This window comes from Streptomyces xylophagus, assembly GCF_000716435.1.
Taxonomy (GTDB): Bacteria; Actinomycetota; Actinomycetes; order Streptomycetales; family Streptomycetaceae; genus Streptomyces; species Streptomyces xylophagus.
Genome location: NZ_JNWO01000005.1, coordinates 69,148 through 93,837, shown reverse-complemented (window position 1 = coordinate 93,837; position 24,690 = coordinate 69,148). Strand labels below are relative to the sequence as shown.

Below are 24,690 nucleotides of genomic sequence, written 5' to 3'. Positions count from 1 at the left end.
CCAAAGGGGCGCGGGGAACTGCGCGCCCAGCCACAACGGACCCGCAGCCACCCACGCCCCATCAGCCCACCAAGCCGTCAGTCAACCTCCGTAACAGTCCCGGCCCCCACAGTCCGCCCACCCTCACGGATCGCAAACCCGAGCCCCGGCTCCAACGGCACCTCCCGCCCCAGCTCAACCGTCATCGTGACGGTGTCCCCGGGCCGAGCAACCCCCGCCTCACCGAGATCGATGTCCCCGACCACATCCGCGGTACGGATGTAGAACTGCGGCCGATACCCCGTCGACACAGCGGTCGTACGACCACCTTCACGCGCCGACAGGACATACACCTGCGCCGAGAACCGCCGGCTGGGCACGACGCTGCCGGGCGCCGCGACGATGTGCCCGCGCCGCACCGCGTCACGCGGCACCCCGCGCAGCAGCAGCGCCACGCTGTCGCCGGCCTGCGCCTCCGCCATGGGCTTGCCGAAGGTCTCCAGCCCGGTGACCACCGACTCCACGGCGGCGCCGAGCACTTCGACCCGGTCGCCCACCCGGACCGTGCCGCGCTCGACCGCACCGGTGACGACCGTCCCGCGCCCGGTGATGGTGAGCACGTTCTCGACCGGCAACAGGAACGGCGCGTCCAAGTACCGCTCGGGCATGGGCACATACGTGTCCACGGCGTCGAGCAGCGCGTCGATGGACGCCGCCCAACGGGGGTCCCCCTCAAGGGCCTTGAGGCCGGACACCCGTACGACGGGTACGGAGTCGCCGCCGTAGCCGTTCGCGGTGAGCAGTTCGCGGACCTCCAACTCGACCAGGTCGGTGAGTTCGTCGTCGCCCGCATCGGCCTTGTTGAGCGCGACCACGATGTGGTCGACGCCCACCTGCCGGGCGAGCAGCACGTGTTCGGCGGTCTGCGGCATGATCCCGTCGAGCGCGGAGACGACGAGGATCGCCCCGTCGAGCTGCGCGGCCCCGGTGACCATGTTCTTGACGTAGTCGGCGTGGCCGGGCATGTCGACGTGGGCGTAGTGCCGGGTGTCGGTCTCGTACTCGACGTGCGCGATGTTGATGGTGATGCCGCGCGCGGCCTCCTCCGGCGCCCGGTCGATACGGTCGAACGGGACGAAGGTGGACGCCCCGCGCTCGGCGAGAACCTTGGTGATGGCGGCGGTCAGGGTGGTCTTGCCGTGGTCGACATGGCCCATCGTGCCGATGTTCAGATGCGGTTTCGTGCGGACGTATGCCGTTTTGGACATGGCGGTACCTCGAAGCCTGGTGAGGTGGATGCGGGGACCCCGAGGACTCGCCGACCCTCCCCCTGCGGGGTCCGCCGGACGATCCGGAGAGGGTCAGCTTCGGGCGCCGTCGACTGCGGCCGCTAGAACAGGAACGAGGACGGGAACGGCAGCCTTCGGGGCATCCGCGACCGCGGATGCTGCGAGGTGGAAGGCGTACCGGAACATGACGCCGATCATTGCCGACGCTTTGCCCCGAGTCGAATGATTTATGAGGGCACCGGAGTTCAGGTGCCGACGCTCTTCAAGCCCCGATGTTCTTCAGGCCCCGATGTTCTTCAGTGCCTCACGCACCGACAGCGGCGCGAACCGCCCCTTCTCCCTCGCCAGGAACCCACGTACCGCCTCCGGATCCGTCCAGGCGTACTCCCGCAGGCACCAGCCGATCGCCTTGCGGATGAAGAAGTCCGGGTGTCCGGACTGGCGCAGGCAGTACGCGAAGAGGCGCTCGGTGTCGGTGTGCTCCTTGTAGGTCAGCTGGTGGAGCAGGGCCGTACGGGCGACCCACAGGTCGTCGTCGACGATCCACTCGTCCATGTCGGCCTTGAGCTTCGGATCGGCGGCGACCAGGCCTCCCACTACGTGGGAGGCGAGTGCGTCGACGGTGTCCCACCAGGGGACGGTCGATACGAGGTACCGGGCGACCGGCAGGAAGCCGGACGTGCAGCGCTTCACATGGCGGCGCAGGTAGTCCACCGCGAAGTACTGGTACTCGCGCTCCGGCAGTTCCCAGCAGCGCAGGGCGATCGCGACGCAGTCGGCCTCGTCCGGGCGGGGCGTGCCCTCCAGGACCGTGCGGGACAGGGCACGGCGCAGGGGTGTGGGGAGGCCCAGGAAGGGCGCCACGTCCTTCATGTACGCCCGCATCGGCGCGGCCCGCTCGGGGTCGGCCGCGGCGGCGTACGCAGCGGTGAGCCGCTCCAGCACGGTGTCGGCGAGAACGCTGCCGGGCACCGCCGGGGTGCCCGCACCTGTGACGCTCATGAGACGAACCATACGGCGATCACATACACAGGTCGGTTAGTGTCGCCGACATGCTCGCCGATGCCACCACCCGTTCTGGGGGCACCGCCACGGCCTCTCCCCGGGCCGTAGCCACGGAGCTCGCCGTAGCCGTACCCGCGGCCGTGCCCGTCGCCCCCCTGGTGCCCGACGTCCCGACCAGCTTCGCCTCGCGCTGCACGAGAGCCCTGCTCTCGCCGTGGTCGCGGCTGTCGCTGCTCCTCGTCCTGCTCGCCGGGGCGGCGTCGACGGTGCTGCTCTTCCATCCGCAGCGGCTGCTCTCCGACGGCTGGCCGCCCCAACTCGGCGGCGCCATGGCCGCGTTGGTGTTCGCGGCGGCGTACGGCCTGTGCAGCGTGGCGTTCGTACCGCGCCCGCTGCTGAACCTCGCGGCGGGCGCCCTGTTCGGCTCCCAGCTGGGCACCGTCTCGGCGCTGGCGGGCACGGTGCTCGGCGCCGGGATCTCCTTCGGCCTGGGCCGCGTGCTGGGCCAGGACGCCCTGCGCCCGCTGCTGCGGGGTCGATGGCTCAAGGCGGCAGACGGCCAGCTCAGCCGGCACGGCTTCCGCTCGATGATGGCGGCACGACTCTTCCCGGGACTGCCGTTCTGGGGCGTGAACTACTGCGCCGCCGTCTCCCGCATGCGCTGGATGCCGTTCCTGCTCGCGACGGCACTCGGGTCGATCCCGAACACCGCCGCGTACGTCGTCGCTGGCGCCCGTGCCTCCAGCCCCACCTCGCCGGCGTTCCTGATCGCGATGGCCTGCATCGCCCTGCCCGCCCTGGGCGGCGCGGTGGTGGCCTGGCGCAAGCGCCACCACCTGCGGGACCACTGAACAACCGGACGGGCAGCACCCAGACGGGAAACAACGAGACAGCTCAGACAGCTTCCAGGATCATCGCGTTGGCGAGGCCGCCCGCCTCGCACATCGTCTGTAGCCCGTAGCGCGCCCCGCGGTCCCGCATCGCGTGCACGAGTGTGGTCGTCAGCCGCGTACCGCTCGCGCCGAGCGGATGCCCGATCGCGATGGCCCCGCCGTGCACGTTGACCTTGGCGAGATCGGCGCCCGTCTCCTGCTGCCAGGCCAGAACGACACTGGAGAACGCCTCGTTGACCTCGAACAGGTCGATGTCGTCGAGGGTGAGCGAGGCCCGGCGCAGCACCTTCTCGGTGGCCGGGATGACGCCGGTGAGCATGAGGAGTGGATCGGAACCGGTCACGGCGAAGCTGTGCAGCCGAGCGAGCGGGCGCAGGCCGAGACGGGCCGCGGTCTCGCTGGAGGTTATGAGGACGGCGGAGGCACCGTCGTTGATGGGGCTGGAGTTGCCGGCGGTGATGTTCCACTCGATCTGCGGGAAGCGCTCGGCATAACTCGGGTCGTAGAAGGCGGGCTTCAGGCCGCCGAGGATCTCGGTCGTGCTGCCGGGCCGTACACACTCGTCGCGCGAGGCGTCCGCCAGGGGCGCCACCTGGGCGTCGAACAGACCCGCGTCCCACGCGGCGGCCGCCTTGTGGTGCGAGGAGACCGCGAAGGCGTCCAGCTGATCGCGTGTCATCGACCACTTCGCGGCGATGAGTTCGGCGCTGATGCCCTGCGGGACGAGGCCCTCCGGGTAGCGCCCGGCGACACCGGGGCCGAATGGGTCCGTGCCGGGCAGCACGGCCGACCCCATCGGCACCCGCCCCATGGACTCCACTCCACAGGCCACGACCAGGTCGTACGCCCCCGAGATCACACCTTGCGCCGCGAAGTGCACGGCCTGCTGGGAGGAGCCGCACTGGCGGTCCACCGTGGTCGCGGGCACCGACTCCGGGAAGCCCGCCGACAGCACGGCCTGCCGGGTGATGTTGACGGCCTGCTCACCGACCTGGGTGACCGTACCGCCGATGACGTCGTCGATGGCCTCCGGGGCGATCCCGGTGCGTTCGACGAGGGTGCGCAGGGTGTGCGCGAGGAGTTCGACGGGGTGGACCTGAGCGAGGGTGCCGTTCGGCTTGCCCTTGCCCACGGGCGTGCGTACGGCTTCGACGATCACTGCGTCACGCCCAATTTTTATAGACATGGTGCGGGCCTCCATGACAGCCAGAACTACCAGTGAGTAGGAAATCCAAACTCACCATAGCCCCGTGAGTTGGAAAATCAAACCCTCCCTTAAAGTGGGTGCTATGGCCGACCCAAAAAACAAGCCCGCCCCGAAAGACCCGCGCCCCTGCTCCATCGCCGACGCCCTCGCACTCGTCGGCGAGAAGTACTCCCTGCTCGTCCTGCGGGAGGTATGCCTGGGCAACCGCCGCTTCGACCAGTTGGTCCGCAACATCGGCGCCCCGCGCGACGTCCTGGCCAGCCGGCTGCGCCGCCTCGTCGACGCCGGGATCCTGACCCGGCGGACGTACAGCGAGCACCCGCAGCGCTTCGAGTACCGGCCCACGGAGGCGGGTCTCGAACTGGAGCCGGTTCTGATGACCCTCATGGCGTGGGGCGACCGCCATCTTCGGAAGGACACGCTCGACCGCCCCATGGTGATCGAGCACATCTGCGGCAACGAACTGGTCCCTGCCGTCACCTGCACCGCCTGCGGCGACCCCGTCCGCCACGAGGACCTGACGGCCCACCCGCAGACCCCCGGCTGGACAGTGACGGGCCCGACGGCCGCCTGATCAAAAACCCTGATCAGAAACGAAGCGCGTCACGCACCCTTGTAAACGTCCAACCGCCCGCACATCCCGAACTTCCCGTACGCCGAAGGCTGTTCAGCCCGTACAACAGCATCGGCGAGGTGGGAGAAGTCCCCCTGTTCGAGCCGTTCGAGCTGCTCCCCCGTGGCCGCGGCGGCGGCCCGCGCGCCCCGCTCCCACCGCTCGCGCCAGTCCGCGAGCCGTGGTCGTACCAGCGCGGCGGCGGCCTTATGGAAAGCGGTCAGCGCTTCCGGACCCTCGGCGGAGCGCAGCGCCTCGTAGCCCTCCAGCGCGAGGTCGCGCCGGGCTCGGGCGACGCGTTCCTGCTCCGCCTCGGGCGCGTCGGCCGGGATCACGGTGACGGCGGCGTACGTTTCGGGATCGGTGAGGTACTGCGGGGGCAGTGTGAGCACCGCGTCCCCCGCCTCGGGCAGCCCGCTGTTCTGCATGAGGACGGTGATGCGCAGGTCGCCCTCGTTGACGAGCCGGTGGATGGTCCCCGGCGTGAACCAGGCGACCGTCCCGGCCGCGAGCGGCGTGACCTCGTATCCGGACGTCGTGCCGGAAATTGTGTCGGCCATGGTGAGCGTCTGCACCGCACCCCGCCCGCCGGTGACGACGTACCCCTCCGAACAGGTCAGGTGCATATGGGGAGTTCCGCCGCACACACCCTCGTCAACGCCGGCCTCGGCCGGCCAGTCGTAGACCGACAGATGCGAGACCGCGACCCCACCCGGCAGCCCGGAAAAACCACTCACCACGGGCGCGCCTCCAAGTACTTGGCGATCTCCTCCCGCTCCCAGGCTCCGTCGGCCACGACGACGCGGTAGCGCCGGGTGAGCGTGTCGCCGGGGGCCACCTCCAGTTCGTCGTAGAAGGCGAAGGAGGGAGCGATCCCCGCGAACGGCTCGTTGCGTACGAACCAGTGGTCGGGGTGGCTGCCCTGGGCGCCGGTGTGATCGTTCTCGGGGGCGTGCGCGAAGACGACGGTCGCGTGGCCGTCGGTGCCGTCGTGTTCGCCGGAGACGGCGAGCCAGGGGCCCTGGGTGCCCATCAGCTCGGGGCCCTCGCCGTCGGGGCCGATGATCCGGCCGTCGCGGAAAGCACGGGGTCCGCGCCAGAACAGGCCCGTGTAGCCCGCCGCCTCGCGTCCCGCGGTGGTCGGGCTACCGAAGAGGAGCGGCTCGGCACGGCGGTTCGTCACGGCGCTCGTCCAGGTCAGCGCCCACGAACCGGACTCCGTGTCGACATCGTGCACCTCGATCCGGCGCTGCTCGTCGGCCCAGAGTTCGCCGCTGTACGGGTGCCAGGTCAGCCGTTCGGCGATGACGAGACGTTCGGCGCCCGCGTCGTCGTGGATGTCGATCTCGTCGAAGGCGACATGGGCCATCGACCCGACCCGCTCTGGGAGTTCGAGATATCCCTCGCCGTGAACGTATGTGTTGCCGCCCCACAGGTTCGCGCCCGACAGATGCGAGGCGGTGAACTGCAGGCCCTTGTGCCAGCGGTGGTCGTTGGGCCGGTAGTCCGTGACGACGTCACCGGCCAGCGTCCTGATCGGGTGGAGGTACGGCTTGGGCGCCTCCCAGGCGGCCTCGGGCCGGTACACGTAGCTGAACAGCTCGACGCCGGTGGCCGGTTCGGTCACCGTGATGCGGTCGCCGTGGGCGTGGACGATACGCAGGCCGGTCACGCCGACACCTCCTCGCGCGCCACGGGCGCCCAGCCGGGGGCGCCACCGTGCAGCGCCGTGTAGTAGGGGTCGCCGGGACCGATCTCGCCCGCCCGTACGGTCGTGTCCGTGAACGCCGACTTGTAGAGCGCGGTGATCAGCTCCAGGCTGGTGCGCCCGTCCGTGCCGCTGCTGCGCGGCCGTTCGCCGGCCCGCATGCTCACGACGAGTTCGCGCAGCTGCTCCAGGTGCGAACTCGGCACGTCGGGCCCGAAGTCCTGCCAGGCCGCGACCTCCTCACCCAATACGTCCGGGGCGGGTGTGATGCGCCAGTTGTCGTTGCTGTGCCCGTACAGGTGGGTGAGTTCGACGGTGGCGCGCTCGCAGTCGATGCGGATACGGCTGACCTCGTCGGGGCTCAGCACGCTGTTCACCACGGTCGCCATCGCGCCGTTCTCGAAGCGGACCAGCGCGGTCGAGACGTCCTCGGTCTCCACGTCGTGCACCAGCCGCCCGGCCATGGCCTTCACCTCGCTCCACGGCCCGAGCAGATCGAGCAGCAGGTCCATCTGGTGGATGCCGTGTCCCATCGCCGGACCGCCGCCCTCCGTCGCCCAGCGCCCACGCCAGGGCACGGCGTAGTAAGCGGTGTCGCGGTACCAGGTGGTCTGGCAGTGCGCCACGAGCGGCCGTCCCATGGCCCGCTCGGCGAGCAGCCGCCGCACATGCCGGGTGCCGGAGCCGAAGCGATGCTGGAAGACGATGGAGGCGTACGGCCCGCCGGCCTCTCCCTCTTCTTCGGGGCCTTCCTCGTCCTCCACGGCGTCGAAGTCGGCCAGGCTCGGCACCGGCGGCTTCTCGCACCACACCCAGGCGCCGGCCCGCAGCGCGGCGACGGTCTGCGCGCGGTGCAGGGTGGGCGGGGTGCAGATGGTGACGAGGTCGGGCCGCTGTTCCCGGAGCATCTGCTCCAGATCGGTGTAGGCGTGCGGGATCCCGGCCTCGGCGCAGAAGGACCCGACCGAGTTGGCATCGATGTCAACGGCCGCGACGACCTCGGTCTCACCCTCCTCGGCGAGCCGGGCCAGCGCCGGGAAGTGGGAGCCGCGGCCGATGGCACCGGCGCCGACCACGGCGGCCCTGACGCGGCGGCCGGTGAGCGGCGACAAGGGCTGGAACGCCCCGGGGTGGGTGGCGGGTGTGGACATGGGCGTGATCAGCACTCCTCCGGAGACAGCGAGCGCGTCCAGCAAGCGCTTTCCTCCGCTGCAACGTATGCGCCGCCCCCGCAGCTGGTCAACACCGCGAAGCCGGAGTCGTCGGACCACTCGTGAAACCTCTGTGTGCGGAGTCGCCCGGCCGCCCGCGAAACCCCTGTGCCCGGAGTCGCCCACGCCGTGAAACCCCTGTGTCGGGCCTGTCACACCGGGACGCTACGCTGCCTCTCATACACACTCGATCACCGCGCGCGGCGTTTTGGTGTGCCCTTTGCCGCTCCACGATCAGCACTTGGACGTCGTCACTCCATGTCTTGGTTTGAATCCCTCATCCTCGGGCTCGTCCAGGGGCTGACCGAGTTCCTCCCCGTCTCCTCCAGTGCGCATCTGCGGCTTACGGCGGCCTTCTCCGGCTGGAAGGACCCGGGCGCGGCCTTCACGGCGATCACGCAGCTCGGTACGGAGGCAGCCGTGCTGATCTACTTCCGCAAGGACGTCGGGCGGATTCTCGCCGCGTGGTTCCGGTCGCTCACGAACAAGGAGATGCGGCGCGACCACGACGCCCAGATGGGCTGGCTGGTGATCGTCGGCTCCATCCCGATCGGCGTGCTCGGAGTCACGCTCAAGGACCAGATCGAGGGGCCGTTCCGGGACCTGCGCATCACCGCCACGATGCTGATCGTGGTGGGCGTCGTCATCGGCGTCGCCGACCGGCTCGCGGCCCGCGACGAGACGGGCGGCCGGCACCGGGCGCCCAAGCAGCGCAAGACACTGGAGAACCTGAACGCCAAGGACGGCCTCCTGTACGGCCTTTGCCAGGCGATGGCCCTTGTCCCCGGCGTCTCCCGCTCGGGCGCGACCATCAGCGGCGGCCTGTTCATGGGCTACACCCGTGAGGCGGCGGCCCGTTACTCCTTCCTCCTCGCCATGCCGGCCGTACTGGCCTCCGGCGCCTTCGAGTTGAAGGACGCGGCGGAGGAAGGGCATGTCGCGTGGGGCCCGACGATGTTCGCGACACTGATCGCATTCGTGGTCGGATATGCCGTAATCGCCTGGTTCATGAAGTTCATCTCGCACAAGAGCTTCATGCCGTTCGTCTACTACCGCATCGCCCTCGGCATCGTCATCATCGCGCTGGTGACGGCGGGCGCACTGAGCCCGCACGCGGCCGAGTCGGCGAACTGAGTTACCGCTCGGGCAGGGCGAGAGCCCACGGCTCGGGCTCGATTCCGACACCGTTGGCGACGTAGGCGATGGTGCGGTACCACCCCGCCAGCACAAGGAATTCGATCGCTTCGGGTTCGTCGAGATGCTCCCGCAGGCCGGACCAGGCAGCGCCACTCAGGTGTGCGTCGGCGTGGAGTTCGTCGACGGCTCGGAGCAGCGCGGACTGCCGGGGCGACCAGTCCGGGTCGTCCGGGGTGCCGGTCGCGGTCAAGGTGACCTGCCGCGGGGTGAGTTGGGCGATTTCGGCGTACGTCGCCATGTGGACGCCCCACTCGTAGGCGCAGTCGGCGCGGGCACAGACACGGGCGATGACGAGTTCGCGGTCTGCGGCACTCAGGCGGCCGTGGACGAGGAGCCCGGCGCCCAACGCGCGCATCCGTGAGGCGAGTTCGGGGTGGCGTTCGAGAACCTTGAAGAGCATCAGGGGTTCACGGGAGACGCCGGGTGGCATCCAGCGGTGCAGGGCGCGGTCGGTGTCGGGGGCGTAGGGCGGGGTGACTCCTTCGATGCGCTGATTCATGTTCACAAACTCTTGCGCTTCTGAAATCGAAGCGCAAGGGTGAATCAGGAGATCGCCATGACCCAGGCGAGGAGGCCCTGTTGGAACCGACCCCCACCCCCGGTCGCCCGGTACGCGGATCGGCCACCGGCCGCCCCGTCATGGCCGCGCTCGACCTCCTCGGCCGGCGCTGGACACTCCGCGCGATCTGGGAACTCCACCGGCACGCCACCCCGATCGGCTTCCGTGACCTGCAACGCCGCTGCGACGACATGTCCTCCAGCGTCCTCTCCACCCGCCTCACGGAGCTGCGCGAGGCGGACATCGCGACGCAGACGCCCGACGGGGCATGGCAGTTGACCCCGCTGGGCGAGGACCTCGTAACGGCGATGGGGCCGTTGCTGGACTGGTCGCGGGTGTGGGCCGAGCGGCGGGGGTGAACCCACCTCATGGCGCTGACCCAGCAGTTCGCCCGGGTGACGTCCGAGTACCTCGACCGCTGCCGCGCTTCGGTCCTCGCCGCGTCCGGCGCGTCACCGGGCTGGAATCCACCGCAAGGCGACCTGCTCGACACGGGCTGGGCTGTGTGGGGCCTGATCCGCTACTGCCGCTCGACCGGCGCCGACCCTGATGTGATCGCCCTTCTTGACCGGGCCGTCTCGGGCGATCCCGACGGGAACGTGGGATTCCTGGACCACGACGAGGTGTACGACGGTTTCGGCGATCCGCCCCGGCTGCTCGCCCCTGGCGCGGTCGCCGACATCGCCGCGGCACTGGACCGTGTCCGACTCGGCGACCTGCTCGCGGACCTGCCGGCGTCCACCGTGGACGCGGCCGCCGTCTGCGGATTCGGTGCCGGATTCAGCGGCGACGTACGAGGCCATCTGACCGAACACTTCGCCGCCCTGCGGGAGTTCTACCGAGCCGCGGCGCATCACGCCCAGCACATCGTCACGTGGGTCGACTGAGCGAACAGCCTCCACCTCGCGCCCGTGACCAACCCCATACGGTCTGAGTAGCCGTCCGGTAGCGCAGTGTCAGTCCTTGCCCCTAGGCTGTTCGCATGTCCCCCGATTTCTTGGCCCCTGGTTCCGTGCGGTCTGCTGCCGAGGTGAATGAGCAGATCCGGGCACTCTGGCTGCGTGCGGGCGGCTCGCTCTCCACCCAAGAGCGGGAGGAATACGAGCTGTTGGTGGTCGAGTGGGCCGCCGCGATCCGCGACGAGGTCATCGCGGCCGCCTGACCCGAGCGGTGCATAGGATCCACCGCGTGGAGCATCTCAGCAGCGTGCCGGAGCGCCAGGGGCTCGTCATCTTCCTGAACGGCACGTCCAGTTCGGGCAAGTCGAGCATCGCGGCCGAGCTGGTTCGGATGCTGGACGAGCCGTATTTCCATATGCCGGTCGACGTGTTCCACGCGATGCGCTCACCGGTCCCGATCGAGCCCGGCGACCTCGACACCGTGCTGCACCGCACCTGGCGGGGCTACCACCGTGCCGTCGCCGGGATGGCCGCCGCCGGCAACAACGTCGTCGTGGACCATGTGCTGAGCGCCGAGTGGCGGCTGCGGGACTGCCTCTCGCTGTTCGTCCCCGAGGACGTGGTGCTCGTCGGCGTGCACTGTCCGCCGGAGGAACTGGAACGCCGCGAGCGCGAACGCGCCGACCGGCCGACCGGTCTCGCCGCCCGGCAAGTCACCCAGGTCCACGCGCACGGCGTCTACGACATCGAGTGCGACACCAGCCGTTGGGGGCCGGCCGAATGTGCCCGCCGTATCAAGGACTTCCTGCCCGGCAGACCGAGACCGACGGCGTTCGAGCGGTTGCGGGCCGCAGCGTAGGGCTCGCTCATCGTCCGCCCGACACCCGGAGCACCACGCCCGTCGCGTACGGCGTGTCCGGCGACAACGGCCAGGCGATCGCGGCACAGGCCTCGCTCAGCCTCCCGCCCGACACCCGCAGACCCCCCGTCGCATCGGACACGTCCGGCGACAACATCCGGAAGCGCACGGCACAGCGCTCACCGCCCTCCCGCCACCCGCAGCACCGCCCCCGTCGCGTACGACGCGTCCGGCGACATCAGCCAGGCGATCGCGGCGGCCACCTCCTCGGCCTGCCCCGGGCGGCGCAGCGGAATCGAGGCCGCCACACGCTGGGCGCGGTCCGGGTCGCCCGACCTCGCGTGGATCTCCGTGTCGATGATGCCGGGAGCGACCGCGTTGACGCGGATGCCGTCGGGGCCGAGTTCCTTGGCGAGGCCCAGGGTGAGGGCGTCGACGGCGGCCTTTGTGGCGGCGTAGTGGACGTAGTCCCCGGGGCTGCCGAGGGTGGCGGCGGACGACGACACGTTCACGATCACGCCGTTCCCCCGGGCCGTCATCACCCGCGCGGCACGGCGTGCACACAGCAGTGTGCCGAGCAGGTTGACCTCGACGACCCGGCGCAGGTCGGCGGGGTCGGTGTCGGCGAGCCGGCCGAACGGTCCGGTGATCCCGGCGTTGTTCACCAGGCCTGTGACCGGCCCGAGTTCCTTCTCCGCCGCTGTGAAGAGCCGCTCGACGTCCGCCTCGACCGCCGTGTCGGCCCGTACGCACACCGAACGCGCCCCGGTCCGCCGTACCGCGTCCGCCACCTCCTCGGCGGCCTTCGCGTCCCGGAGATACGCCACCACCACGTCGTGCCCGTCCTCCGCGAGCCGCCGGCAGGTCGCGGCGCCGATCCCCCGGCTGCCCCCGGTGACGACCGTGACAAGACGCTTCATGAGCACTCCCCGCGACGAATACCGATGAATATCGACGAGTAACCACCCAATGTTCCCCACCTTGTCCCCGCGTACCCCTTGGCGCGACACGCTCCGTAGCCAACACTGAGCCGATGACGCAGCGTGTGGAACTGGCGATTGTGATGGACCGGCTGGCCGTGGACGAAGTGATCACCGAATACGCGGTGGCGGTGGACGACGGCGACTGGGAGGCGTACCGGAAACTGTTCGCCCCGAACGGGCGCGCCGACTACCGGTCCGCCGGAGGAATCGAGGGAGACACGGACCAGATCGCCGAATGGCTCGCGGAGAGCATGAAGCTGTTCCCGATGCGGCAGCATCTGATCGTCAACCGGCGGATCCGCTTCGGAGCCCTGGACCAGCACACCGACGACACCGCCCGCGTCCAGGCCGACTACGTCAATCCGATGCGCTTCGCCAAGGAGGACGACAGTGACACCTCCACTTCGCCCGACTTCGTGTGCGGCGGGCGGTACGCGTTCGGGCTGCTGCGGACATACGACGGCTGGCGGCTGACCGAGGTCGTCGTGGAGGAGAAGTGGCGGCGTCTTCCCGAACGGCGCCCGGAAGCCGTGATCAACTGATACGACCGGTTCGGCGTCCGCTGTCCGGGATCGGCCGCGGCACGCACACTGGAGCCACCAGCGGGTAGGGGGTTCATATGAAGACCTTCGGCGACTGGCTCGTCTCCCCCTGGCGGCGCTCCTTGCTCGCCGTGCTCGCGGGCACCCTGCCCGTGTTCGCGTTCCCCGCGCCGTCCCTGTGGTGGTTCGCCTACGTCGCGCTCGTCCCCTGGATCCTGCTGACCCGCTCGGCGCCGACCGGGCGCCGGGCGGTCTACGACGGCTGGTTCGGGGGGCTCGGCTTCATGCTGGCCGTGCACAGCTGGCTGATGCCGAGCCTGAGCGTGTTCATCGTGGTCATCGCCGGGCTGCTGGGCGCGCTGTGGGCGCCGTGGGGCTGGCTGGTGCGCCGCTTCCTCGGCGGCGCGCCGTCGGCGAGGCGGGGTGCCGCCGCGCTCCTGGTCCTGCCCTCGGGCTGGCTGACGGTCGAACTCGTGCGGTCCTGGCAGGGGTTGGGCGGCCCCTGGGGTCTGCTCGGCTCCACCCAGTGGCAGGTGGAACCGGCGCTACGGCTCGCGTCCGTCGGCGGGGTGTGGCTGCTGAGCTTCCTGGTGGTCGCCGTCAATGTCGCGGTCGCCGTGCTGGTCGCGGTCCGCGCGGTGCGGGTGCCCGCGGTCGCCGGACTTCTCGTCACCGCCGCCGTGACCTCGGCGGCGTGGGTGTGGTCGCCGCGCCCCGACATCGACGGCCGCGTCCGGATCGCCGTCGTGCAGCCCGGGATCATCGACGGCGACGACAGCGGCGACCGGCGCTTCGACCGCGAGGAGCAGCTGACCCGCCAACTCGCCGGCCAGGACGTCGACTTGATCGCCTGGGGCGAGAGCAGCGTCAGCTTCGACCTCACCAAGCGGCCGGACTACGCGCGCCGTATCGCCGCCCTCTCCAAGGAGACCGGCGCCGACATCCTGGTCAACGTGGACGCCGAACGCTCCGACAAGCCCGGCATCTACAAGAGCTCGATCCTGGTCGGCCCGGACGGCCTCACCGGCGACCGCTACGACAAGATGCGGCTCGTCCCCTTCGGCGAGTACATCCCGTTCCGCTCCCTGCTCGGCTGGGCCACCTCGGTCGGCAAGGCGGCGGGCGTGGACCGCAGGCACGGCTCCGAGCAGGTGGTCATGGACGTGGGGCACGGGCTGCGCATCGGCCCGCTGATCTGCTTCGAGACCGCGTTCCCCGACATGAGCCGCCATCTCGCCCAGGACGGCGCCGACGTGCTGCTCGCCCAGTCGTCGACCTCGTCGTTCCAGCACAGCTGGGCCCCCGAACAGCACGCCACCCTCGCCGCCCTGCGCGCCGCCGAGACCGGCCGCCCGATGGTCCACGCCACCCTGACCGGCGTCTCCGCCGTCTACGGCCCGAGCGGCCGGCGCATCGGCCCGTGGATCGGCACGAACGCCAGCACGACCCGGGTCTACGACGTCCCGCTCGCGCACGGCGTCACACCGTACGTCCGCTACGGCGCCTGGCCGGTGGGTCTGGCCCTGCTGGTGCTCGCGGCGATGTGTGCCGGTGAGGGTGTGCAGGCGCTCAGGCTGCGGCGGACCGGTCCGCAACCGCTCGTACCACCCGCTCGCACAGCTCATGAGTCGCCAGCGCGTCCCGGGCACTGAGCATCTTGCCGGCGCGCACCGCGTCCAGGAAGGCGAGCACGGCCTGCTCGATGCCGCGCTGCCGGGCCACCGGCACCCAGTCACCGCGGCGCCGTATCGTCGGCTGGCCCTTGTGGTCGACGACCTCCGCGAGGTTGAGGACCTGACGCTTGGTGTCCTGGCCCGACACCTCCAGGATCTCCTCCACCGAGCCGCTGAGCCGGTTCATCACCCCGAGCGCGGTGAAGCCGTCGCCGGAGAGCTGGAGCACCAGGTGGTGCAGCAGTCCGTCCTGGGTGCGGGCGCGCACGGTCATGTCCTCGACCGGCCCCGGCACCAGGAACCGCAGGGTGTCCACGATGTGGATGAAGTCGTCCAGGATCATCGCGCGCGGCTCCTCGGGGAGCCCGATCCGGTTCTTCTGCATCAGGATCAACTCGCGCGGATGGTCGGCGCACTGCGCGTACCCGGGGGCGTAGCGCCGGTTGAACCCGACCGCGAGCGACACGTTCCGCTCCTCCGCGAGCCCCACCAGCCGCTCGGAATCGGCGAGTTCGTAGGCGAGCGGCTTGTCGACGTACGTCGGTACGCCCGCCTCCAGCAGCCGGGTGACGATCTCGGGGTGCACGACGGTCGGCGCGTGCACGAACGCGGCGTCGAGGCCCTGCGCGAGAAGTGCGTCGAGGTCGGTGTGCCGCCGCTCCGCCGGCACATGGAGGCCGTCGGCGACCCGGGCGAGTGTGGCGGGGGTGCGGGTCTGCAGATGAAGTTCGACACCGGGCAGGCTGCCGAGAACCGGCAGGTAGGCCTTCTGCGCGATGTCACCGAGTCCGATGCAGCCGACCTTCACGGAGTCTCCCTAACGCTCGCCCGGCGGTACCTCGGAAGCATACGGCGGGGGATATCCGCTGGTGCGGGCGGACCGGGCGCGCGAGGATGCGGGCATGACCATCGAGCGCACTGAACCCGCGACCACCGCCGACGAACGCACCATGCTGGAGGGCTGGCTCACGTACCACCGGGAGACCCTGGCCTGGAAGTGCGAGGGGCTGACCGACGAGCAGTTGAGGACCGCGTCCGTGGAGCCGTCCACGCTGTCGCTCATGGGCCTGGTGCGGCACATGGCGGAGGTGGAACGGGGCTGGTTCCGCAAGGTCATGGCGGACGAGCAGGCGGACCCGATCTACTTCACCGAGGAGGACCCGGACGGCGACTTCCACACCACCGGGACGGACACCTGGGCGGAGGCGCACACCACCTGGCGGGCCGAGATCGCGGTGGCGAACGAGCACGCGGCCCGGTTCACCCTGGACGACCACTCCCTGGGCAAGCACCGGCGCACCGGTGAGCGCTTCAACCTGCGCTGGATCTACACGCACATGATCGAGGAGTACGCGCGGCACAACGGCCACGCCGACCTGCTCCGCGAGCGCATCGACGGCAACACCGGCGACTGACGTCACGTCACCCGGGGCGGGCGCGGGCCGTCCGTAAGGGGGCGGAGATCACCCGTGTGGGGCATCATCCGCCCGTCCGGTGTTCCAAACGGGGCCGGAACCAGCAGAGTTGCGCGGGTGCATCGAACGACGACCACCGCAACGCTCCTGGTCACCGTGGCTGTCTCGGCCCTCTCCGGCTGTGTGACCGTCCAGCGGCCGCCCGCCCCCGCGCCCCCTGCCGCGCCACCGTCCCAAGCGTCGGTGCCGCGTCCGGACGGCAGCGCGGAGCCGCAGGTCGTGCAGGCCCCGGCACGGGAGGCACTGGAACTCATCGACCCGTCCCACCGCCCGAAACCGGCCCCGCATCCGCCGCACCGCGCACCGGTCACGCCCCCGAAGGCGGCACAGGCACCGGTCCCCCGCGCACACCCGCATCCCCATCCCCACCCTCATCCGCACCCGAAGCCGCGCCACCCCCGGCAGCCGGGCGCGGACATCCCCGACGTGGTGAAGTCGGTACCGAAGAACACGACGGACGTCTGTGCCCTGGGCAGGAAGTACGGTGGCTGGAAGCCGGACAGCCCCCAGTCGATCATCTGCGGTCAGACGTACAGCCGTTGAGGCCAGCGGGACCCTGCCGACCAGACCCTAGGGCCGCTGTCTCGGCGGCCCCCAAGTCCCGTCTCCCGCTGAGCCCCCTTCGGTGTCGAGCCGCAGTTCCAGTCGGCTGATCGCGGCCCGTACGCCGTTGCCGTAGCCGTCGTCGGCGAGGACCGCGCAGGCGCCCCGGGCCCGGTGGAGGTGGGTGCGGGCGGCGTCGGCGCGGCCGAGTTTCACATAGTCGGCGGCGAGGTTGAGGTGCAGGGAGGGGTAGAAGGCGCGGACCGCGATCGCCCCCTCCTCGCCGTTGTCGCCGGTGTCCCGCCCGTCCGTCAGTTCGTCCGCCGCCGACAACGCCCGGAGATCCCAGGCGAGTTCGTCGGTCGGGTCGTCCTGGGTGTCGGCCAGGTAGTGGGCCAAGGTGCAGCGGTGGAGCGGGTCGCCGTCCTCGCCCAGCTCCGCCCACAGGCCCAGCAGCCGGTCCCGGGCCTCCTCGCGGTCGCCGCCGTGGTGCAGCATGACGACCTGTCCGATCCGCGTCAGCAGAGCGTCCGGCGCCGCCTGTCCCTGTCGCTCCGCCACCGCGTCCTCCGCACCTCGTCAGCCGTACCAGCTGTCTCGGTCGACGCTAACCGGCGGCACTGACAATCCCCGTCAGGCGGCCCCGGACCGGCCCGGTGGGGTCAGCCCAGGTTCGGGATGCGCCAGTCGATCGCGGTGTGGCCCTGCTGGGCGACGGCCTCGTCGATCTGGGTGAACGGGCGGGAGCCGAAGAACTTCTTGGCGGACAGCGGGGAGGGGTGCGCGCCCTTGACCACCACGTGCCGCTTCTCGTCGATCAGGGGGAGCTTCTTCTGCGCGTAGTTGCCCCACAGGACGAACACCGCCGGGTCGGGGCGGTCGGCCACCGCGCGGATGACCGCGTCCGTGAACTTCTCCCAGCCCTTGGCCTTGTGCGAGTTGGCCTCGCCGGAGCGGACCGTGAGCACCGCGTTGAGCAGCAGGACGCCCTGCTGGGCCCACGGCATCAGATAGCCGTTGTCCGGGATCGGGAGGTCCAGTTCCTCCTTCATCTCCTTGTAGATGTTCCGGAGGGAGGGCGGGGTCTTCACACCCGGGCGGACCGAGAAGCACAGGCCGTGTCCCTGCCCCTCGCCGTGGTACGGGTCCTGACCGAGGACCAGCACCTTCACCTGGTCGTACGGCGTCGCCTCCAGCGCGGCGAAGACCTCCTCGCGCGGAGGGTAGACCGGACCCTTCGCCCGCTCCTCCTCGACGAACTCGGTCAGCTCCTTGAAGTAGGGCTGCTGAAGCTCGTCGCCCAGGACCCCGCGCCAGGACTCGGGGAGCATGGAGATGTCGGTCACGTCAACTTCCTTACCGTGTGCGGCGACTGCGATGCGGAGCGACCGCGCTGTGCGGTCGCCTCCATGTCCCAGAACCTACAGGCGACCACTGACAACGGGTGCCGGGATCCGTGTCACCAGCTGGTCTTGCGGTACAGCTCCCACATCATCATGATCGTGGACGGGTCGAGGGCCTGTTCCCCGCCGGAGATGTCGTCGCTCGCGGCGACGTACTGCCGGCCCTGCCACAGGGGCAGCAGCCGGGTGTCGTCCACCAGGATCTGCTGGGCGTCCTCGAACTCCTTGACCACGTCGGCCCGGTCGGTCTCCCGGCGGGACTCGGGCAGCAGCACGTTGGTGATCTTCGGTGCCGGGTAGGGCGTACCGAGCGCGTTCTGCTGCCCGACGAACGGCGCGATGAAGTTCTCGGCGTCGGGGAAGTCCGGGAACCAGCCGCGCCCGAACACCGGGTACTCGCCCTTCTGGTAGCCCGTCACGTACGTCTTCCAGGGACGGCTCTTCAGGGTGATCGTGAAGAGCCCGGAGCTGTCCAACTGCCGTTTGAGTTCCCTGAATTCGAGGGCGGTCTCGGAGCCGTAGCGGTCGGACGTGTACCAGAGGGTGAGCGGGACGCGCTCGGTGATGCCCGCCTTGGTGAGGATGTTCCGCGCCTTGGGGACGCTGGGGTCGCCGAAGCTGTCGTAGAAGGCGGTGGTGTGGCCGGTGAGGCCCTTCGGGACCATGGAGTAGAGCGGGTCGACGGTGTCGCGATAGATCTTGTGGGTGATCGCGCCGCGGTCGACGATCTGGGCTACTGCCTTGCGGACGGCGGGGTTGCGGGCCCACTGGTCCTTGGGGTTGAACACCAGGTAGTTGATGTCGGTGCCGGCGCCGTCGACCAGTTGCAGGCTCTTGGAGGGGCGGCCCTGGAGGGAGACGATGTCGTCGGCGGCGAGGCCGCGGTAGGTGACGTCGATCTTCCCGTCCCGCAGCGCCTTGACCATGGTGCCGGAGTCCTGGAAGTAGCGGATCGTCACCGCGCTGTTCTCCCGCTCGGCGAAGCCCTTGTAGCGGTCGTTGCGGACGAGTTGGGCCTGCTTGCCGTCGTCGTAGGACTTCAGGGTGTACGGCCCGGAGCCGAAGACCTTGCCGTCCTTGCGCAGGGAGTGCGCGGGGTAGTCGTCGGGGTCGACGATCGACATGGCCGGGGTGGCGAGCACGAACGGGAAGGTGGCGTCGGGCTTGTTGAGGTGGAAGACGACGTCGCGGTCGCCGATCACCTGCACCCGGTCGAGGCTGCCGAGCAGGCCCGCGGGGCCGCCCGGGACGTCGATCTGTCTGATCCGGTCGATGGAGTGCTTGACGGCCTGGGCGTCGAGGGTGTCGCCGTCGGCGAACTTCATGCCCGCGCGCAGTGCGCAGCGGTACGTGGTGTTCGAGGCGTCCGTGAAGCGGCACTTGGCGGCGTCCGCCTGGGGTGTGGTCGCGCCGTTCGGATAGGCCAGCAGCGTCTGGTAGATGTTGCGGAACAGTTCCCAGGAGCCGTCCCAGGAGGCGGCCGGGTCGAGTGTGCTGGGGGCGCTGGTGGTCCCGACGACGATGGGTCCGCGGTCGTCGGGATTCCCGTCCGAGAACACTCCGCATCCGGCCACCAGGGATATCGACGCCATCGCCGCGACTCTGCGCAGGCCTCGGTTCCGGTTGAACACGCGCACGCTCCTCGATCCGCCGTACCAAGGGTCGGCAGACCATACCGCAGTGCCCCGGCCGGTCGAGCAAGGTTCGGACGGGGCCTTTGATCAGCGTTTTTATGACGACGTTGTCATTCGACTGTGCGCGGTTTCGTGCCTCGACACGGGCGCCGATTTCGTCAAGTGAACTGCAAAGAAATCGACGCCCGGACGGATTGGTCAGCCGACTCCGGCGTTCAGGAAGATGCCGCCGTCGACGACGAGGGTCTGGCCGGTGATCCAGTCGGACTGATCCGAGGTCAGGAACGCGGCGGCGCCGCCGATGTCGGACGGCACGCCGAGCCGGGCCAGCGGGTAGGAGGCGGCGGCCTCCGCCTCGCGGCCCTCGTACAGGGCGGCGGCGAACTTGGTCTTCACGACCGCCGGGGCGATCGAGTTGACCCGCACGCCGGGCGCGAACTCGTGCGCCAGCTGGAGCGTCAGGTTGATCATCGCGGCCTTGCTGACGCCGTACGCGCCGATGAACGGCGAGGCGGAGACCCCGGCGAGGGAGGCGATGTTGACGATGGCGCCGCCGTTGTCCTTCTGCCAGGCGTGCCAGGTCTTCTGGGCGAAGCCGAGCGCCGAGATGACGTTGGTCTCGAAGACCTTGCGGGCGACGTTCAGGTCGAGGTCGGCGATCGGGCCGAACACCGGGTTCGTACCGGCGTTGTTGACCAGGAAGTCGATCCGGCCGAAGGCCTCCATCGTGCGCTCGACGACGACGGCCTGGTGGGCCTCGTCGTGGGCCTTGCCGGCCACGCCGATGACGCGGTCGGCGCCGAGCGTCTCGACGGCCTCCTTGAGGGCGTCCTCGTTGCGGCCGGTGATGCAGACCCGGTCGCCGCGGGCGAGCAGGGCCTCGGCGACGCCGTAGCCGATGCCGCGGCTGGCGCCGGTGATGACGGCGACCTTGCCGGAGAGTTCAGGCAGTTCAGTCATTGTTTTCCCGCGTTCCCGTGTTCCCGTGATGCCTAGTTGAGCGGTCCGCCGGCGACGTACAGGACCTGGCCGGAGACGAAACCGGCCGCCTCGTTCGTGAAGAAGGCGACGGCGTTGGCGATGTCGTCGGGCTCGCCGACGCGCTGCACCGGGATCTGGGTGGCGGCGGCGGCCTTGAAGTCCTCGAAGCCCATGCCGACCCGGGCGGCGGTGGCGGCGGTCATGTCGGTGGCGATGAAGCCGGGGGCGACGGCGTTGGCCGTGATGCCGAACTTGCCGAGCTCGATGGCGAGGGTCTTGGTGAAGCCCTGCAGACCGGCCTTGGCGGCGGAGTAGTTGGCCTGGCCGCGGTTGCCGAGGGCGGAGGACGAGGAGAGGTTGACGATCCGGCCGAAGCCCGCGTCGACCATGTGCTTCTGGACGGCCTTGGTCATCAGGAACGAGCCGCGCAGGTGCACGCCGAGGACGGTGTCCCAGTCGGAGACGCTCATCTTGAAGAGCAGGTTGTCGCGGAGCACGCCCGCGTTGTTGACGAGGATCGTCGGCGCGCCCAGCTCGGCGACGATGCGCGTGATCGCGGCCTCGACCTGCGCCTCGTCGGAGACGTCGGCGCCGACCGCGAGGGCCTTGCCGCCGGCCGCGGTGATCTTCTCCACGGTGTCCTTGCAGGCGGCCTCGTCGAGGTCGATCACGGCGACCGCACGGCCCTCGGCCGCGAGGCGTACGGCGGTGGCGGCGCCGATGCCCCGCGCTCCGCCGGTGACGATCGCGACCCGCTGCTCAGTGGTGGACATTCCTGGTTCTCCTCGCCCTTGAGAGACTCTCGCCCTTGAAACCGCGGCCAGTCGGTGAGCGACCGCTTAGTACCTTCGGCAGACGTGACGCTAGAAGCCCTGGCACGCGGTGTCAACGTGCGCGCGGCCGGGTGTGATCCATTACCTCACCAGCAGGTCCAGCAGGCGCTCCGCCTCGGCCGCCGGATCGACGGTGAGACCGGTGTGCACGGGCCCCGGCTGCACCACCGTCGACCGGGGCGCGATCAGCCACCGGAACCGCCGCCCGGCATCGTCCGCCGCCGCCTGCCCCGCGGCCTCACCACCCGCGCACACACCTTCCACGGCACCGAGCGCGGCCCTGATTCCGGCCACGTCGGCCGCCGGGTCGAGGGCGAGCAGCCGAGCCTCGTCCAGATGGGTGCGCGCACCGACGTAGGACTGGGCGCGGCAGTAGACGAGCACCCCCGCGTTGATCTGCTCGCCGCGCTCGACGCGGGGGACGACGCGCAGCAGGGCGTACTCGAAGACGTCCCGTTCGTTGGCCTCGCTGGGCCGGATGATGTGGCGCTCGGTCACTGGAGTCCCTTGATGCGTTCATGGAGGAAGGGCACGCGCGCGAGGAGGGGTGCCGCGTACGCCTCACGGAGGAGATCCGGGGTGTCGAAGCCGGGCTCGCCGGTCAGCCAGGCGTCGGGGATCTCGGCGGTGACCTCGGCGAGGAGTTCCTCGGTGACCCGCGGTGCCAGGTCCCCGGCGGCGGTCGCGAGGTCCGGGGCGAAGCGGGCGAGGGCGTGATCGGTGGCGTCGTAGGGACGGGCCGCCGAAGTCTCCGCGCCGGGCCAGTTGTGGTGCCAGATCATGGTGGCACCGTGGTCGATGAGCCACAGGTCGCCGTGCCACATCAGGAGGTTGGGGTTGCGCCAGGAGCGGTCGACGTTGTTGACCAGCGCGTCGAACCAGACGATCCGGCCGGCCTCCTCCGGGCTCACCGTGAAGGCGAGCGGGTCGAAGCCGAGCGCGCCGGACAGGAAGTCCATGCCGAGGTTGGTGCCGCCGCTCGACCTGAGCAGTTCCTGGACCTGCTGGTCGGGTTCACCGAGGCCGAGCACCGGGTCGAGGTCGAGGGTCACCAGACGGGGAACCCGGAAGCCCAGCCGGCGGGCCAGCTCCCCCACCACGACCTCGGCGACGAGCGTCTTGCGGCCCTGTCCTGCGCCGCTGAACTTCATGACGTACGGCGCGAAGTCGTCACCCTCGACGAGCCCCGGCAGCGAACCGCCCTCGCGCAGGGGCGTGATGTAGCGGGTCGCAATGACTTCCTTGAGCATCGCCCCAGGTTACTGGTGCCCGCTACAAGCGCCTGTTCAGGCCTTATACAGGGCCGACAGCGGAACGACAGGGACGTTTTACGCACACCTGATCTCGATCAGGCCAAGCTCTCGACACCGTCTGAACGACGGTCGCCCGCACTTCGTACCCCTTTGCACAGTCACACACGCCCCCCATGGAAGGAACGTCAGCATGACCAGCGACTCGTTCGAACCCGTTACGGCGCCGTCCCGCCGCACCGCGTTGGCGGCGGTCGGCGCGGCGGGACTCGCCGTCGCGCTGACCGCGTGTTCGTCCAGCGACGACTCGTCGTCGGACTCCTCGGGCTCCACCAACACCGCGGGTTCGTCCACCGCCCAGGGTGCCGCCGGCGGTACCGAACTGGCGAAGACCTCCGACATCCCCGAGGGCGGCGGCAAGATCTTCGCCAGCCAGGGCGTGGTGGTCACCCAGCCGACGGCGGGCACGTACAAGGCGTTCTCGTCGAAGTGCACCCACCAGGGCTGTGCGGTGAGCAGCATCAGCAACGGCGTCATCGTCTGTCCGTGCCACAAGAGCGAGTTCTCCGTCACGGACGGCAGCGTGAAGAAGGGTCCCGCGACCGAGGCGCTGCCCGCCGAGCAGATCACCGTGTCCGGGGACTCCATCACGCTGGCGTGACGGTCAGCTCCGGCGCGGTCGTTTGAGACAGCCCAGCACCTCGTCCGTGGTCGCGACCGTAGCGACCAATGCGAGGGTGTTGCGGATCATCGCGGGGGTGTACTCCGAGGGCACCCCCGCGATGGCGTCCTTCGGTACGACGACGGTGTAGCCGCGGTTGACGGCGTCGAACACGGCGTTGGGAATCGCCACGTTGGCCGAGACGCCGGTGACGATCAGTGTGCGGCAGCCCAAGTTCCTTAACAGCGCGTCGACTTCGGTGCCCTGGATCGGTGACAGACCGTGCAGCCGTCGTACGACGAAGTCCTCCTCGGCGACCTCGATCGGGGGCGCGACGCGCACCGCCGTGGTGCCCGACAGCTGCTGTACGGGCAGGCGTTCGGCGGCGCGGAACAGCCGGGCGTTGTGGTTCGCGCCCCGGCCGTCCGGGCGGCGTTCGGCGACCGCGTGGATGACCTGCACCCCGCTCTCGTGGGCGGCGGCGACCAGCCGGGCGACGTTGGCGAGCGCGCCCGACGAGCGGGCGGCGAGGGCGAGTTCGGGCAGTGCGCTGTCCGGGCCGACCACCCCCTGTTGACATTCGACGGTCAGCAGTGCAGTGCCCACCGTGTCGAGGATCTCACTGAGTTGTGCGTGCGACGGCATGGCTCTCCCTTGTCGTCGACGGCCGGGGCGGGCGACAGTAACGAGCATCGCGTGCGGAGGGAAGACGGCCGACGCTCCTTCGGCCCCTTTCCTGACGCAGCGTCAGAAGCGGCTGCCCGCCGCTCGTGCCGTAGCCGAAGGGGATCGCATGACCGCCACTCAGCGTCGAGGCCGGAAGATCATGATGACACCCGAGGAACTGGACGAGTTCCTCGCCGCCGAGAGCACCTGCCGCGTGGCGACCGCCTCCGCGGACGGGGCCCCGCATGTCAGCCCCCTCTGGTTCGCCTGGGACGGCACCTCGTTGTGGCTCTACTCGATCACGCGCAGCAAGCGCTGGTCCGACCTGCGCCGCGACCCGCGCGTCGCCGTGGTGATCGACGGCGGGCACGCCTACGACGAGCTGCGGGGCGTCGAGCTGTCCGGGACCGTCGAGTTCGTGGGCGAGGCCCCGCGCACGGGCGAGCCGCATCCCGAACTCGTCGCCGTGGAGAAGCTGTTCGCGCAGAAGAACTTCGGCCTGGACGCGATGCCGTACGACGGCAGGCACGCGTGGATACGGCTGACGCCGGACACGGTCGCGTCGTGGGACTTCCGCAAGTTGGCGGCTCTGTAAGCCAGTTGCCCGTTTCCGCTGTTGCTCTGCCC

At 70.0% G+C, this 24,690-nt stretch carries 30 protein-coding genes; 13 read left to right on the top strand and 17 right to left on the bottom strand.

Going from position 1 to position 24,690, the window contains the following annotated elements:
• Positions 1–77: 77 nt before the first annotated feature.
• Both tuf and OO70_RS11825 read right to left on the bottom strand, forming a co-directional pair.
• Positions 78–1,247 (bottom strand): elongation factor Tu, encoded by a 1,170-nt coding sequence (gene tuf, locus OO70_RS11830; RefSeq protein ID WP_043668130.1) that lies wholly within the window; start codon positions 1,245–1,247, stop codon positions 78–80.
• A 300-nt stretch (positions 1,248–1,547) separates the two neighbouring features.
• Complete coding sequence (locus tag OO70_RS11825) at positions 1,548–2,270, bottom strand: DNA alkylation repair protein (protein WP_043668127.1); 723 nt, start codon at positions 2,268–2,270, stop codon at positions 1,548–1,550.
• 50 nt (positions 2,271–2,320) lie between these two features.
• On the opposite strand from OO70_RS11825, the gene OO70_RS11820 reads away from it, so the two are divergent.
• Positions 2,321–3,124 carry a TVP38/TMEM64 family protein gene (locus tag OO70_RS11820; RefSeq protein WP_043668124.1) on the top strand — a complete coding sequence of 268 codons (804 nt, stop codon included), beginning with the start codon at positions 2,321–2,323 and terminating at the stop codon, positions 3,122–3,124.
• A gap of 43 nt (positions 3,125–3,167) precedes the next feature.
• Here OO70_RS11820 and OO70_RS11815 read toward each other — a convergent pair whose 3' ends face one another.
• Complete coding sequence (locus OO70_RS11815; RefSeq protein ID WP_043669018.1) at positions 3,168–4,352, bottom strand: thiolase family protein; 1,185 nt, start codon at positions 4,350–4,352, stop codon at positions 3,168–3,170.
• A 103-nt stretch (positions 4,353–4,455) separates the two neighbouring features.
• On the opposite strand from OO70_RS11815, the gene OO70_RS11810 reads away from it, so the two are divergent.
• Entirely contained in the window at positions 4,456–4,947 is a 492-nt protein-coding gene (locus OO70_RS11810) for a winged helix-turn-helix transcriptional regulator (protein ID WP_043668121.1), read from the top strand.
• A gap of 29 nt (positions 4,948–4,976) precedes the next feature.
• Here the strand turns inward: OO70_RS11810 and OO70_RS11805 are convergent, their stop codons facing one another.
• The 3 genes from OO70_RS11805 to OO70_RS11795 are packed head-to-tail and all read right to left on the bottom strand — an operon-like array spanning position 4,977 to position 7,845.
• Positions 4,977–5,726 carry a cupin domain-containing protein gene (locus OO70_RS11805; RefSeq protein ID WP_043668118.1) on the bottom strand — a complete coding sequence of 250 codons (750 nt, stop codon included), beginning with the start codon at positions 5,724–5,726 and terminating at the stop codon, positions 4,977–4,979.
• Positions 5,720–6,658 (bottom strand): DUF6807 domain-containing protein, encoded by a 939-nt coding sequence (locus OO70_RS11800; protein WP_043668115.1) that lies wholly within the window; start codon positions 6,656–6,658, stop codon positions 5,720–5,722. Before OO70_RS11800 ends, OO70_RS11805 begins: the two co-directional genes overlap by 7 nt.
• Positions 6,655–7,845: a Gfo/Idh/MocA family protein gene (locus OO70_RS11795; RefSeq protein ID WP_078651381.1), complete on the bottom strand. Its 1,191-nt coding sequence runs from the start codon at positions 7,843–7,845 to the stop codon at positions 6,655–6,657. The genes OO70_RS11800 and OO70_RS11795 overlap by 4 nt, the downstream gene beginning before the upstream one ends.
• 318 nt (positions 7,846–8,163) lie before the next feature.
• Between OO70_RS11795 and OO70_RS11790 the strand changes: the two genes are divergently transcribed.
• Positions 8,164–9,039: an undecaprenyl-diphosphate phosphatase gene (locus OO70_RS11790; RefSeq protein ID WP_043668113.1), complete on the top strand. Its 876-nt coding sequence runs from the start codon at positions 8,164–8,166 to the stop codon at positions 9,037–9,039.
• Between the two features lies 1 nt (position 9,040).
• Here the strand turns inward: OO70_RS11790 and OO70_RS11785 are convergent, their stop codons facing one another.
• Positions 9,041–9,601 (bottom strand): carboxymuconolactone decarboxylase family protein, encoded by a 561-nt coding sequence (locus OO70_RS11785; protein ID WP_043668110.1) that lies wholly within the window; start codon positions 9,599–9,601, stop codon positions 9,041–9,043.
• A 140-nt stretch (positions 9,602–9,741) separates the two neighbouring features.
• Here OO70_RS11785 and OO70_RS11780 point away from each other — a divergent pair, with 140 nt between their 5' ends.
• The 4 genes from OO70_RS11780 to OO70_RS11765 all read left to right on the top strand — a co-directional run bounded on the left by OO70_RS11780 (position 9,742) and on the right by OO70_RS11765 (position 11,419).
• Positions 9,742–10,020, top strand: coding sequence for a winged helix-turn-helix transcriptional regulator (locus tag OO70_RS11780; protein WP_234336836.1), 279 nt, complete (start codon positions 9,742–9,744; stop codon positions 10,018–10,020).
• 9 nt (positions 10,021–10,029) lie between these two features.
• Positions 10,030–10,548, top strand: a complete 519-nt coding sequence (locus OO70_RS11775) for a DUF1877 family protein (protein ID WP_043668103.1) — start codon at positions 10,030–10,032, stop codon at positions 10,546–10,548.
• 95 nt (positions 10,549–10,643) lie between these two features.
• Entirely contained in the window at positions 10,644–10,823 is a 180-nt protein-coding gene (locus OO70_RS11770) for a hypothetical protein (RefSeq protein WP_043668100.1), read from the top strand.
• Between the two features lie 26 nt (positions 10,824–10,849).
• Positions 10,850–11,419 carry a chloramphenicol phosphotransferase CPT family protein gene (locus OO70_RS11765; protein WP_043668098.1) on the top strand — a complete coding sequence of 190 codons (570 nt, stop codon included), beginning with the start codon at positions 10,850–10,852 and terminating at the stop codon, positions 11,417–11,419.
• Between the two features lie 179 nt (positions 11,420–11,598).
• On the opposite strand, the gene OO70_RS11760 is transcribed toward OO70_RS11765, so the two are convergent.
• Positions 11,599–12,339, bottom strand: a complete 741-nt coding sequence (locus OO70_RS11760) for an SDR family NAD(P)-dependent oxidoreductase (protein WP_043668095.1) — start codon at positions 12,337–12,339, stop codon at positions 11,599–11,601.
• A 113-nt stretch (positions 12,340–12,452) separates the two neighbouring features.
• On the opposite strand from OO70_RS11760, the gene OO70_RS11755 reads away from it, so the two are divergent.
• Positions 12,453–12,944 (top strand): nuclear transport factor 2 family protein, encoded by a 492-nt coding sequence (locus tag OO70_RS11755; RefSeq protein WP_043668092.1) that lies wholly within the window; start codon positions 12,453–12,455, stop codon positions 12,942–12,944.
• 77 nt (positions 12,945–13,021) lie between these two features.
• Complete coding sequence (lnt, locus tag OO70_RS11750) at positions 13,022–14,596, top strand: apolipoprotein N-acyltransferase (protein ID WP_043668089.1); 1,575 nt, start codon at positions 13,022–13,024, stop codon at positions 14,594–14,596.
• Here lnt and OO70_RS11745 read toward each other — a convergent pair.
• Complete coding sequence (locus tag OO70_RS11745) at positions 14,514–15,425, bottom strand: Gfo/Idh/MocA family protein (protein ID WP_043668086.1); 912 nt, start codon at positions 15,423–15,425, stop codon at positions 14,514–14,516. The two genes, lnt and OO70_RS11745, sit on opposite strands and share 83 nt — an antisense overlap.
• A 94-nt stretch (positions 15,426–15,519) precedes the next feature.
• On the opposite strand from OO70_RS11745, the gene OO70_RS11740 reads away from it, so the two are divergent.
• Entirely contained in the window at positions 15,520–16,032 is a 513-nt protein-coding gene (locus OO70_RS11740) for a DinB family protein (protein WP_043668083.1), read from the top strand.
• A gap of 117 nt (positions 16,033–16,149) precedes the next feature.
• Positions 16,150–16,635, top strand: coding sequence for a hypothetical protein (locus OO70_RS11735; protein WP_043668081.1), 486 nt, complete (start codon positions 16,150–16,152; stop codon positions 16,633–16,635).
• A 27-nt stretch (positions 16,636–16,662) separates the two neighbouring features.
• On the opposite strand, the gene OO70_RS11730 is transcribed toward OO70_RS11735, so the two are convergent.
• The 7 genes from OO70_RS11730 to OO70_RS11700 form a co-directional block, all read right to left on the bottom strand.
• Positions 16,663–17,196: a hypothetical protein gene (locus OO70_RS11730; RefSeq protein WP_043668078.1), complete on the bottom strand. Its 534-nt coding sequence runs from the start codon at positions 17,194–17,196 to the stop codon at positions 16,663–16,665.
• Positions 17,197–17,297: 101 nt separating this feature from the next.
• A complete protein-coding gene (ung, locus tag OO70_RS11725) occupies positions 17,298–17,981 on the bottom strand; it encodes a uracil-DNA glycosylase (RefSeq protein WP_043668074.1) in 684 nt (227 codons plus the stop codon).
• A 113-nt stretch (positions 17,982–18,094) separates the two neighbouring features.
• Positions 18,095–19,669 carry an ABC transporter substrate-binding protein gene (locus OO70_RS11720; protein WP_043668072.1) on the bottom strand — a complete coding sequence of 525 codons (1,575 nt, stop codon included), beginning with the start codon at positions 19,667–19,669 and terminating at the stop codon, positions 18,095–18,097.
• A gap of 201 nt (positions 19,670–19,870) precedes the next feature.
• Positions 19,871–20,632, bottom strand: coding sequence for an SDR family oxidoreductase (locus OO70_RS11715; protein WP_043668069.1), 762 nt, complete (start codon positions 20,630–20,632; stop codon positions 19,871–19,873).
• A 32-nt stretch (positions 20,633–20,664) separates the two neighbouring features.
• Positions 20,665–21,426, bottom strand: coding sequence for a 3-oxoacyl-ACP reductase FabG (gene fabG / locus OO70_RS11710; RefSeq protein WP_043668063.1), 762 nt, complete (start codon positions 21,424–21,426; stop codon positions 20,665–20,667).
• 141 nt (positions 21,427–21,567) lie between these two features.
• Positions 21,568–21,984 (bottom strand): DUF3037 domain-containing protein, encoded by a 417-nt coding sequence (locus OO70_RS11705; protein ID WP_043668061.1) that lies wholly within the window; start codon positions 21,982–21,984, stop codon positions 21,568–21,570.
• On the bottom strand, positions 21,981–22,736 hold the full coding sequence (locus OO70_RS11700) for a HipA family kinase (protein WP_043668058.1): 756 nt from the start codon (positions 22,734–22,736) through the stop codon (positions 21,981–21,983). The genes OO70_RS11705 and OO70_RS11700 overlap by 4 nt, the downstream gene beginning before the upstream one ends.
• A gap of 193 nt (positions 22,737–22,929) precedes the next feature.
• Here OO70_RS11700 and OO70_RS11695 point away from each other — a divergent pair, with 193 nt between their 5' ends.
• Positions 22,930–23,397: a Rieske (2Fe-2S) protein gene (locus tag OO70_RS11695; RefSeq protein ID WP_043668055.1), complete on the top strand. Its 468-nt coding sequence runs from the start codon at positions 22,930–22,932 to the stop codon at positions 23,395–23,397.
• Positions 23,398–23,400: 3 nt separating this feature from the next.
• Here the strand turns inward: OO70_RS11695 and OO70_RS11690 are convergent, their stop codons facing one another.
• Positions 23,401–24,042 carry a cysteine hydrolase gene (locus OO70_RS11690; RefSeq protein ID WP_043668052.1) on the bottom strand — a complete coding sequence of 214 codons (642 nt, stop codon included), beginning with the start codon at positions 24,040–24,042 and terminating at the stop codon, positions 23,401–23,403.
• 148 nt (positions 24,043–24,190) lie between these two features.
• Here OO70_RS11690 and OO70_RS11685 point away from each other — a divergent pair, with 148 nt between their 5' ends.
• Positions 24,191–24,658, top strand: a complete 468-nt coding sequence (locus tag OO70_RS11685) for a pyridoxamine 5'-phosphate oxidase family protein (RefSeq protein ID WP_199827299.1) — start codon at positions 24,191–24,193, stop codon at positions 24,656–24,658.
• Positions 24,659–24,690 lie beyond the last annotated feature (32 nt).